This is a genomic window from Streptomyces sp. JJ36 (genome assembly GCF_021696945.1).
GTDB lineage: Bacteria > Actinomycetota > Actinomycetes > Streptomycetales > Streptomycetaceae > Streptomyces.
Window position 1 is genome coordinate 68390 of the sequence record NZ_JACYHE010000021.1, and the last position, 9162, is coordinate 77551.

General features: G+C 73.1%; 10 protein-coding genes. 7 read left to right on the forward strand and 3 right to left on the reverse strand.

Going from position 1 to position 9162, the window contains the following annotated elements; all coding sequences use genetic code 11:
- Positions 1–13: 13 nt before the first annotated feature.
- The 5 genes from HOY81_RS11575 to proC all read left to right on the forward strand — a co-directional run bounded on the left by HOY81_RS11575 (position 14) and on the right by proC (position 4068).
- Complete coding sequence (locus tag HOY81_RS11575) at positions 14–907, forward strand: class I SAM-dependent methyltransferase (RefSeq protein WP_237320198.1); 894 nt, start codon at positions 14–16, stop codon at positions 905–907.
- Between the two features lie 101 nt (positions 908–1008).
- Entirely contained in the window at positions 1009–1305 is a 297-nt protein-coding gene (locus HOY81_RS11580) for a YwqI/YxiC family protein (protein ID WP_237320199.1), read from the forward strand.
- A 184-nt stretch (positions 1306–1489) separates the two neighbouring features.
- Positions 1490–2287 carry an ABC transporter ATP-binding protein gene (locus HOY81_RS11585; protein ID WP_237320200.1) on the forward strand — a complete coding sequence of 266 codons (798 nt, stop codon included), beginning with the start codon at positions 1490–1492 and terminating at the stop codon, positions 2285–2287.
- On the forward strand, positions 2284–3021 hold the full coding sequence (locus HOY81_RS11590) for an ABC transporter permease (RefSeq protein WP_237320201.1): 738 nt from the start codon (positions 2284–2286) through the stop codon (positions 3019–3021). The genes HOY81_RS11585 and HOY81_RS11590 overlap by 4 nt, the downstream gene beginning before the upstream one ends.
- A 237-nt stretch (positions 3022–3258) precedes the next feature.
- The gene (gene proC, locus HOY81_RS11595) at positions 3259–4068 is read left to right on the forward strand and encodes a pyrroline-5-carboxylate reductase (RefSeq protein ID WP_237320202.1); all 810 of its coding nucleotides are present in this window, start codon (positions 3259–3261) and stop codon (positions 4066–4068) included.
- 11 nt (positions 4069–4079) lie between these two features.
- Here proC and HOY81_RS11600 read toward each other — a convergent pair whose 3' ends face one another.
- Together HOY81_RS11600 and HOY81_RS11605 are read right to left on the reverse strand one after the other, a co-directional pair.
- A complete protein-coding gene (locus HOY81_RS11600; protein ID WP_237320203.1) occupies positions 4080–4958 on the reverse strand; it encodes an aromatic prenyltransferase in 879 nt (292 codons plus the stop codon).
- Positions 4959–5047: 89 nt separating this feature from the next.
- Entirely contained in the window at positions 5048–5944 is an 897-nt protein-coding gene (locus tag HOY81_RS11605; RefSeq protein ID WP_237320204.1) for an aromatic prenyltransferase, read from the reverse strand.
- 299 nt (positions 5945–6243) lie between these two features.
- Between HOY81_RS11605 and idi the strand changes: the two genes are divergently transcribed.
- Positions 6244–6822: an isopentenyl-diphosphate Delta-isomerase gene (gene idi, locus HOY81_RS11610; protein ID WP_237320205.1), complete on the forward strand. Its 579-nt coding sequence runs from the start codon at positions 6244–6246 to the stop codon at positions 6820–6822.
- Positions 6823–7043: 221 nt separating this feature from the next.
- On the opposite strand, the gene HOY81_RS11615 is transcribed toward idi, so the two are convergent.
- A complete protein-coding gene (locus tag HOY81_RS11615) occupies positions 7044–7679 on the reverse strand; it encodes a cysteine hydrolase family protein (RefSeq protein ID WP_237320206.1) in 636 nt (211 codons plus the stop codon).
- A gap of 95 nt (positions 7680–7774) precedes the next feature.
- Between HOY81_RS11615 and HOY81_RS11620 the strand changes: the two genes are divergently transcribed.
- Positions 7775–8773 carry a GlxA family transcriptional regulator gene (locus tag HOY81_RS11620; protein ID WP_237320207.1) on the forward strand — a complete coding sequence of 333 codons (999 nt, stop codon included), beginning with the start codon at positions 7775–7777 and terminating at the stop codon, positions 8771–8773.
- Positions 8774–9162: the final 389 nt, after the last annotated feature.

Here is a 9162-nt window from a genome sequence, read left to right on the forward strand (position 1 = left end):
ACAGCATGGCGGCATGAACTCCTCGACCTCCCCCGGAGTGCCCGGCGACCGCGGCGCCGCGGACCGCCAGGGCGAGCCCCGCGCGCCGTCGGCCGTCTCCCCGGACGGCAGCCCCGGCCACGCCCGGCTCGCCCGTTCCTTCGACGCCGTCGCCGGCCGGTACGCCGCCGCCCGCCCCGGCTACCCGGCCGCCCTCTTCGACGCGCTGGCGGAGCTGACGGGCCGCCCGCTGCGCGGCGCGGCGGTGCTGGACGTGGGCGCCGGCACCGGCATCGCCACCCGGCTGCTGCGGGACCGCGGCGCCCGCGTGACCGCCGCCGAACCGGGCGCCGGGATGGCCGCCGAACTGCGCGCCTCGGCCCCCGCGGTACCGCTGGTGCGCGCCGACGGCAATGCCCTGCCGTTCGCGGACGCCTCCTTCGACCTGGTCACCTATGCCCAGTCCTGGCACTGGACCGACCCCGCGCACTCCGTCCCCGAGGCGCTCCGGGTGCTGCGGCCCGGCGGCGCGCTCGCCCTGTGGTGGAACCTGCCCGACCCGGACGTCCCGTGGGCCGCCGAGCAGGAGGCCCGGCTCGCCCGCGCCCTGCCCGGCTACCACACGGGCAGCCTGTCCGGCGAGGCCCCCGAGGTGCTCCGGCGGCTGGGGCACGCACCGCTCACCCGCACCCTGCACTGGGAGCGGCCACTGACCCTGGAGGAGCACCTGGCGCACCTCGGCAGCCGCTCCTACTTCGCGGCCATCGGCCCGGACCGCGCCCTGCCGGTCCTGGAGGCGGAGCGGGCCGAGCTGCTCGCCCTCTTCCCGGACGGGCGACTGGCGGAACCGTACGCCGTGGAACTGGTGGTCGCCGTGTCCGGGAAGCCCAGGGAGGAGCCCGGGGACACCGCTAGGGGAGAACCCTGAACTCTCCCCGGAACCGGGCCGGGACGGTGGACCTCCCCACCCGGCGCGTGCCAGCTTCGGGGCAGGCATCCGGCCCCGCTCGACCGAGGAGAGACGACGACGTGAACGAAGAACTGGTGACCCTCGCCGCGGACCCGGCCGGCGTCTGGGCGGCGGCGCTGGGCACCACGGGGTTCTTCGCGCTGCTGACGGTGATCGTCTGGCAGGTCGCCGCCACCTGGCGGGCCCGCATGGTCGCCGCCCGCGAGCAGCAGTACAAGGAGCTGGCGCAGAAGTACGCGCAGCTCCTGGAGGACAACGTGGAGCTGCACCGGCGCAGCATCGAGGAGCTGACCGAGGCCCGCCGGTCGATCGCCGCGCTGGAGCGGCAGCTCCCTGCGGCCGAACGCGCCGAGTGACCGCCTGACGCGGTGCGGCGTGCCGGGCCCGGCACGCCGCACCCCGTCAGGCGCACCCGCACCGGCCTTCCCGCGACGGCCAGGGCCACCCGCCCCGGTCGTTTTCGCATGCCCGCCCCCGCCGGCGGTACCCGTCCGTGCACGGCGCTTGACGGCGTACGCGCGACGGAGGCATATTCAACGCATGATGAATAAGTCCGCCCCCGCCGTCCACGCGCGCGACCTCCGGGTCGTACGCGGCGGCCGCACGGTGCTGGAGGACCTCTCCTTCGACGTGCCACGGGGCACCGTCACCGGGCTGCTCGGTCCCTCCGGCTGCGGCAAGTCGACCCTGATGCGGGCCGTCGTCGGCACCCAGGCCAAGGTCACCGGCACCCTGGAGGTGCTCGGCGCACCGGCCGGCTCCGCGCAGCTGCGCTCCCGCGTCGGCTACGTCACCCAGGCGCCCTCCGTCTACCTCGACCTCACCGCCCGGCAGAACCTCGACTACTTCGCCGCCGTCCTCGGCATCCCCCGCCGGGACCGCGCCGACCAGGTCGCCGCCGCGCTCGCCGACGTCGACCTCACCTCGCACGCCGACGCCCTCGCGGGCAACCTCTCCGGCGGCCAGCTCGGCCGGGTGTCGCTCGCCGTCGCCCTGCTCGGCGCCCCCGACGTGCTGGTGCTGGACGAGCCCACCGTCGGCCTGGACCCGGTGCTCCGCCGCGACCTGTGGAACCTCTTCCACCGGATCGCCGCCGACCGCGGCGCCACCCTGCTCATCTCCTCGCACGTGATGGACGAGGCAGACCGCTGCGAGCGCCTGCTGCTGATGCGCGCCGGCCGCATCCTCGCCGACGACACCCCCGACGACCTGCGCACCCGCACCGGCACCGAGTCCGTGGAGGCCGCCTTCCTCCGCCTGGTGGACGAGGCCCGCGGCCGCGAGGAGCGCGGCGCCGACCCGCGGCGGCAGGACCTGGAGAACGAGGCCCGCACATGAACGCCACCCGCACTCTCGCCACCGCCCGCCGCGTGCTGCGCCAGCTCGGCCACGACCCCCGCACCATCGCGCTGCTGCTCCTGGTGCCCGTGCTGCTGCTGGTCCTGCTCTTCTACGTCTTCGACGGGAACCGCAACGCCTTCGACAGCATCGGCGCCTCGCTGCTCGGCATCTTCCCGCTCACCACGATGTTCCTGGTCACCTCCATCGCGACGCTGCGGGAACGCACCTCCGGCACCCTGGAGCGGCTGCTCGCCATGCCGCTCGGCAAGGGCGACCTGATCCTCGGCTACGCTCTCGCCTTCGGTGCCCTGGCCGTCCTCCAGGCCCCCCTGGCCACCGGCGTCGCCCTCTGGCTGCTCGACCTGGACATCGCCGGCTCGCCCTGGCTGCTGCTGCTCGTGGCGCTACTGGACGCCCTCCTCGGCACCGCCCTCGGCCTCTTCGTCTCCGCCTTCGCGGCCACGGAGTTCCAGGTGGTGCAGTTCATGCCGGCGCTGATCTTCCCGCAGATCCTGCTCTGCGGACTCTTCGCGCCGCGCGACAGCATGCAGCCCGTGCTGGAGGCCGTCTCGAACGTGCTGCCGATGTCGTACGCCGTCGACGGCATGACCGAGGTGCTCACCCACACCGACGCCACCGGCGCCTTCGTCCGGGACGCCGTCGTGGTGGCGGGCAGCGCCCTGCTGGTGCTCGCCGTCGGCGCCGCCACCCTGCGCCGCCGTACGGCCTGACGGGCGGACCGCCGGCCCCGGGGGGCGCGGCAGCCCGCGCCGGCGCGCCCCCGGTACGGCACGCCGGTGCCGCCGCTGAGAGCGGGCTGACGCGCCGCTGACGTGCGCCTGTCCGGCACCCGGACGGTCCCGCACACCGCCCCCGGAGGTGCGACGATGGGCACGGACCGCACGGCAGGCCGCGTACCCGCGAGCATCCGGCGTACGCCCGCACTTCGGACAGGTGAGACCTCAGCCATGACCCAGAATGTGGCCGTCCTCGGCACCGGCAAGATCGGTGAAGCCCTGCTCTCCGGGATGCTCCGGGGCGGCTGGTCCCCGTCCCGCCTCCAGTTCACCGCGCGCCGCGACGAGCGGGCGCAGGAGCTGCACGTCCGCTACGGCGTCGAGCGGGTCACCAACGCGGAGGCGGCCAAGACCGCCGACACCCTCATCCTCACGGTCAAGCCGCAGGACATGGGCGCCCTGCTGGACGAGCTGGCCCCGCACGTCCCCGCGGACAAGCTGGTCGTCAGCGGCGCCGCCGGCATCCCCACCACCTTCCTCGAGGAGCGGCTGGCCGCCGGCACGCCGGTGGTGCGGGTGATGACCAACACCCCGGCCCTGGTGGACCAGGGGATGTCCGTCATCTCCGCCGGCACCCATGCCCGGGAGGCGCACCTGGAGCGCGCCGAGGAGATCTTCGGCGGCGTCGGCAAGACCCTGCGCGTCCCCGAGGCCCAGCAGGACGCCGCGACGGCGCTCTCCGGCTCCGGGCCGGCGTACTTCTTCTACCTGGTCGAGGCCATGACCGACGCCGGCATCCTGCTCGGGCTGCCGCGGGACAAGGCCCACGACCTGATCGTGCAGGCCGCCGTGGGCGCCTCCACGATGCTCCGGGACAGCGGCGAGCACCCGGTGACCCTGCGCGAGAACGTCACCTCGCCGGGCGGCACCACCATCAACGCCATCCGGGAGCTGGAGAACCACGGCGTACGGGCCGCCCTGCTGGCGGCCCTGGAGGCCGCCCGCGACCGTAGCCGCGAGCTGGCCTCCGGCCGGGGCTGAACGGCAGTGCCCTACCGCGGGTGGCCCATCATGGGGATGACCGTCTCCGCGGCCACCCCCGTGTAGTCCGACTCCATCTTCAGATAGCCGGCGCCGGGGCCGTAGGTCGTGTTCCAGATGAAGTTCCGCTTCTCGCCGGCGATCGGCGCCTCGGCCGCGAACCGCCCCAGCAGCGGCTCCCGGTGCACCGGGAAGTCCTCCGGGCCCGCACCGATCGCGAAGCACAGCCGGTGCACGCGCGCGTGCTCCCAGGAGAAGGTGTAGTAGTACTGCACCGCGCGCGCGTCGTGCCGCAGCTCCTCCTCGTCCGGCAGCGGCAGGCCGAGGTCGCCGAGCATGTCGGCGACCTGCACGGGGGAGAGACTGCCGGGCGGCTGCATCGGGGAGTAGAGGTTCACGCTGCGGTGATGGAAGTCCATGCCCAGCACGAACACCCGGTCCAGCCCGAACCGCGCCAGGTGCTTGCCGTGCGCCCGCGCCGACTCCGGCAGGTGCCGCAGGGCGAGGATGTCGTCCAGCGGCACCCCGCCGGTGAAGAACGCCCAGAGCTTCTCGAAGCCGTGGCTCACCGCGCTGTCCAGTCCCCACCAGTGCGGGAAGGTCTCCACCACCTCGGTGAGCAGGGACTCGATCGGATGGCCTTCGAAGATCAGCAGCCCCGCACGGGTCAGCCGCTCCACCGGGTCGTGCGGGACGTCGGAGACATAGCGGAAGTTGACGTCCCGCTGCCCGACCGGGTGGTTGGTGGTGCGTACGCCGATCGTGGCGTGCGCGTAGAGGTCCGGGAAGATGTCGATCACCTTCCGCACCGCCGCCTCGTCGAACGGCGCCTCGGCGAGGTCGGCGTACTTCCGCAGGTCGGAGACGAGACGTACGAGATCGGTGGGCACGGGGCATCACTTCCGGGAGGGGGTCAGGCTGCGGGCACGGGAGGGGGACGGGAGAGGGAGGGGAGCAGGGGAAGGGACGGCCGGGCCGCTCAGGAGGCGCCGCTCCGCCGCCAGTAGTCGAAGAACGTCTCGCCGGTGGTCCCGGTGTAGTCGGCCTCCACCTTCTGGTAGGTGAGCCCGGGGCCGTACGTCCGGGCGAAGATGAAGTCGCGCCGCCCGGCCAGGACGGGCGCCTCCGCCACGAACCTCCCCGTCGGCGGATGCCACTGCGCGGAGCCTGCCGGCGGCCGCACGGTGCCGGCGAAGCAGAGCCGCTGCACGTCCGGGCTCTCCCAGGTGAACGTGTGGTACGTCTGGAACGCCTGCGCAGCCAGCGCCCGCTCCTCCTCGTCCGGCACCGGGAAGCCCAGCTCGCCCACCAGGCCGGCCACCCGGGGCGGGGAGAGACGCCCCGGAGGGAGCAGCCCGGAGTAGAGGTTGACGCTGCGGTGCCAGAAGTCCAGCCCCACGAGGTAGACCACGTCGATCCCGGCCGCCACCAGCGCGTCCCGGTGGGCGCGGGCCGCCGTGGGGAGCTGCGGCAGCTCCAGGATCTCGTCCAGCGGCACGCCCCGGGTGAAGAACACCCAGAACTTCTCGAAGCCGTGGCTCACCGCGCTGTCCACGCCCCACCAGACCGGATACCGCTCCACCAGCTCCGCCAGCAGATCCTCGACCGGATGACCCTCGAAGGCCAGCTCCCCGGCCCGCTGCAGCGGCGCCACCGGGTCGTGGGAGAGGTCGTTCGAGAGAAAGCGGAAATTCACGTCGCGGCGCTCGGCGGGATGCGTCGTCGTACGCACCGATATGCACGACCCGGCATACTGCTCCGGAAAGGTGTCCAGCATTTTCCACACCGCGTCGCCGGCGAACGGCACGTCGGCGATCTTGGCGTACGTCTGCAGATCCGCCGCGAGATTCGCCAGGTCGACGCGCACTGAGATCACATCCCGAAAGAGCCGGTGCCGGGCAGGTTGAATTTCCGGGCAGAAGCTATGCAGGGTGGTTGTGCAGCGTCAAGACACGTCACTGGGAGGGGCGTGCCACCGTACTGAAACGCAGGGAGCATTCCGCTGAAACCGCCGGAAGCGGCCAGGCCGCACCGCGTTCCGGCGGGATTTCCGCCGCACCGCATGTCAGCTGATTTTCAGGGCAGCGATGCCGATAAGCGGGAACGGAGCGCTCTCGTACGGCACACTGCCGTGCGGAGGGGGACGAACGGAACACCGGACGGCAGAGGACGGCCATGGCACACAGCGTGCAGCGCGCGGACGACGCAGACGACCCGATCATGCTCGAACTGGTCGACGAGAACGGCGCCACGATCGGGACGGCGGAGAAGCTGTCCGCACACCAGGAGCCCGGGCGCCTCCACCGGGCCTTCTCGGTGTTCCTCTTCGACGAGAAGGGCAGGCTGCTGCTCCAGCGCCGTGCCCTGAGCAAGTACCACTCGCCGGGCGTGTGGTCGAACACCTGTTGCGGCCACCCGTACCCCGGCGAGACCCCCTTCGCGGCCGCCGCCCGGCGCGTCGGCGAGGAGCTGGGCCTCGCCCCCGCCGTGCTCGGCGAGGCCGGGACCGTCAGCTACCGCCACCCCGACCCCGCCTCCGGGCTCGTGGAGCACGAGTACAACCACCTGTTCGTAGGCCTGGTGCGGGACGAACCCCGGCCCGACCCGGACGAGGTCGAGGAGGTCAGCTACGTCACACCGGGCGAACTGACCGACCTGCGTGCCGAGGCCACCTTCTCCGCCTGGTTCACCACCGTGCTCGACGCGGCACGACCCGCCGTCCGCGAGCTGACGGACGACCGGAACGGGTGGTGACCCGCCCGGCGAGCGGGCGGTAGGGCACACCGCGGGGCACGGGCCGCGGGGCGGGCGGTTCCCGTCCGCGGCCCGTCGGCCCCGCCGCCGTGGTCCGCGGTCCGGCTGCCGGAGGTCCGGCCGTCCGCCTTCCGGCGGCCGCCCCACCCGGCCCCTCCCTCCCGGGCCGGGTGACGCGGCCGCCGCCGGTCACCCCCACGGGGCCGTACCCCGCCGGTCGCTCAACCCGCCGCCGCGACCACCTCCGCCGTCCGCACCACCCGCGCGAACCCCAGTGCGTGCAGGCTGACCGCCGTCGCCCGGGCCAGCTCCTCCGCGGTCATCCACTCCCCGTCCGGACCGGCCTCCCCGAACGTGTAGGTCGCGTCCAGCGGCACCAGCAGGTCGTACCCGAGGTTGCCGCCCATCCGGGCTGTCGTCTCCACACACCCGTTCGTCTGGATGCCCACGACGACGATCTGCCCGATGCCCTGCCGGTCCAGCCACTCCCGCAGGTCGGGCGTCCCCAGGAAGGAGGAGTGCACCGACTTCTGCACCAGCAGCTCCGGCCCGGCCCCCTTGCCGCGCCGCTCCGCCACGAAGTCCTGGAAGTCGTTGCCCTCCCCGCCCGGCCGCAGCGGCGAGCCGGCCTCGCGCGAGTCGTGCCGTACGAGGACCACCGGCCGCCCGGTGTTCTGCCAGACCTCCAGCAGGGCGGCGATGTTCCCCTCCGCCGCCGGGTTGTTCCGGCCGCGTGAGACGTTCACCGGATCGCCGAACCCCTTCTGGACGTCGACGACGACGAGCGCTGCATGCTCTCCGATCTCCGCGGGCTCTCCCTGCCGCTGCGTGCTCTGCGTGTTGCGCGTGTTCTCCATGGCGGCCAGCCTGCTGGCCGCCCGTCCGGTGCACCAGTGGCAGGAACGCCGATGTCCGATGACTTACTGCCAACGGGTGGGTCATACTGCGCACCATGCCGACCGACACCCGCACCGTCGCCATGGTGGCCTTCCCCGGCGTCCGCGCCTTCGACGTCTCCGTCATCACCGAGGTGTGGGGCGTCGACCGTACGGACCGCGGTGTGCCGCCCTTCGAACTGCGCCGCTGCGGTGAGACCAGGGCCCCCGTCGCCCTCCAGGGCGGGCTCACCCTCACCCCCGATCGCACCCTGGCCTGGCTCGACCGGGCCGGCCTCGTCCTGGTGCCCGGTCTCGACGACCACAGCCCGCCCTCGGACGCCGTGCTCCACGCCCTCCGCCGCGCCCATGCCCGGGGCACGCCGGTCGCCGCACTGTGCGGGGGCGCCTTCACCCTCGCCCAGGCCGGACTGCTCGACGGCCGCCGCGCCGTCACCCACTGGAGCCTCGCCGGCCGCCTCGCCACCGAGCACCCCGCCGTACGGGTGGAACCGGACGCCCTCTTCCTCGAGGACGACAACGTCTGGACGGCCGCCGGTACCGCGGCCGGCATCGACCTGTGCCTGCACCTGGTGCGTACCGGCCACGGTGCGGAGGTCGCGGCCACCATCGCCCGCTCGATGGTCACGGCCCCGTTCCGCACGGGGAGCCAGGCCCAGTTCATCGAGCACCCCGCACCAGCCGGGGACCGCGGCGCCGACGCCCTGGCACAGGTACGGGAGCGCGCCCTGCGCCACCTCACCGAGCCGCTGACCGTGGCCGACCTGGCCCGCTGGGCGGGCATGTCGCCCCGCTCCTTCGCCCGGCACTTCAGCGCGACGACCGGGGTCACGCCGCTGCGCTGGCTGCTCCAGCAGCGGTTGGCGGCGGCACAGCGGCTCCTGGAACGCACCGACCTCCCGGTCCCCGAGGTCGCCCGACGCGCCGGGTTCGGCAGCGAGGTGACGATGCGCCAGCACTTCGCCGCCCAACTGGCCACCAGTCCGCGGGAGTACCGAGCGGCGTTCTCGACGTTCTCGACGCTCACTCGACGGAGGGCGCCGCGTCAGGTTTGAAGTGCACCAGGGCGTGGTGTACTGTTCATCGGGTTGCCGCGGGGCCGTCGTGTCCGCAGCAGCCGATCCCGCCGTCCGTCGCAGGACGGCACCCACTACTCAGTACGATCTTCCCCTTCCGGGGCTGTTTCGGCATGCCGGAATGTGTCGCGGAAAGGCCCGGATTTGGACCGGGCGGGGAAATCCTCTAACGTGGTGGACACGCTGCGGGGCGAAAGCCCGGCGGAAAAGCAGGACCCCGCCGGCCGGGGTCGGATCCGGAAAATCGGATCTGATAGAGTCGGACACACCGAAGGGAAGCGCCCGGAGGAATCCTGAGAGGGGTTCCGATGGCAGCGTCCGTTCCTTGAGAACTCAACAGCGTGCCAAAAGTCAACGCCAGATATGTT

Bases quoted from the DNA above. Each gene is read 5' to 3' on its own strand.
- HOY81_RS11590 (WP_237320201.1), top strand. From the start codon at position 2,284: ATGAACGCCACCCGCACTCTCGCCACCGCCCGCCGCGTGCTGCGCCAG.
- idi (WP_237320205.1), top strand. From the start codon at position 6,244: ATGGCACACAGCGTGCAGCGCGCGGACGACGCAGACGACCCGATCATG.
- HOY81_RS11615 (WP_237320206.1), bottom strand. From the start codon at position 7,679: ATGGAGAACACGCGCAACACGCAGAGCACGCAGCGGCAGGGAGAGCCC.
- HOY81_RS11620 (WP_237320207.1), top strand. From the start codon at position 7,775: ATGCCGACCGACACCCGCACCGTCGCCATGGTGGCCTTCCCCGGCGTC.
- HOY81_RS11575 (WP_237320198.1), top strand. From the start codon at position 14: ATGAACTCCTCGACCTCCCCCGGAGTGCCCGGCGACCGCGGCGCCGCG.
- proC (WP_237320202.1), top strand. From the start codon at position 3,259: ATGACCCAGAATGTGGCCGTCCTCGGCACCGGCAAGATCGGTGAAGCC.
- HOY81_RS11585 (WP_237320200.1), top strand. From the start codon at position 1,490: ATGATGAATAAGTCCGCCCCCGCCGTCCACGCGCGCGACCTCCGGGTC.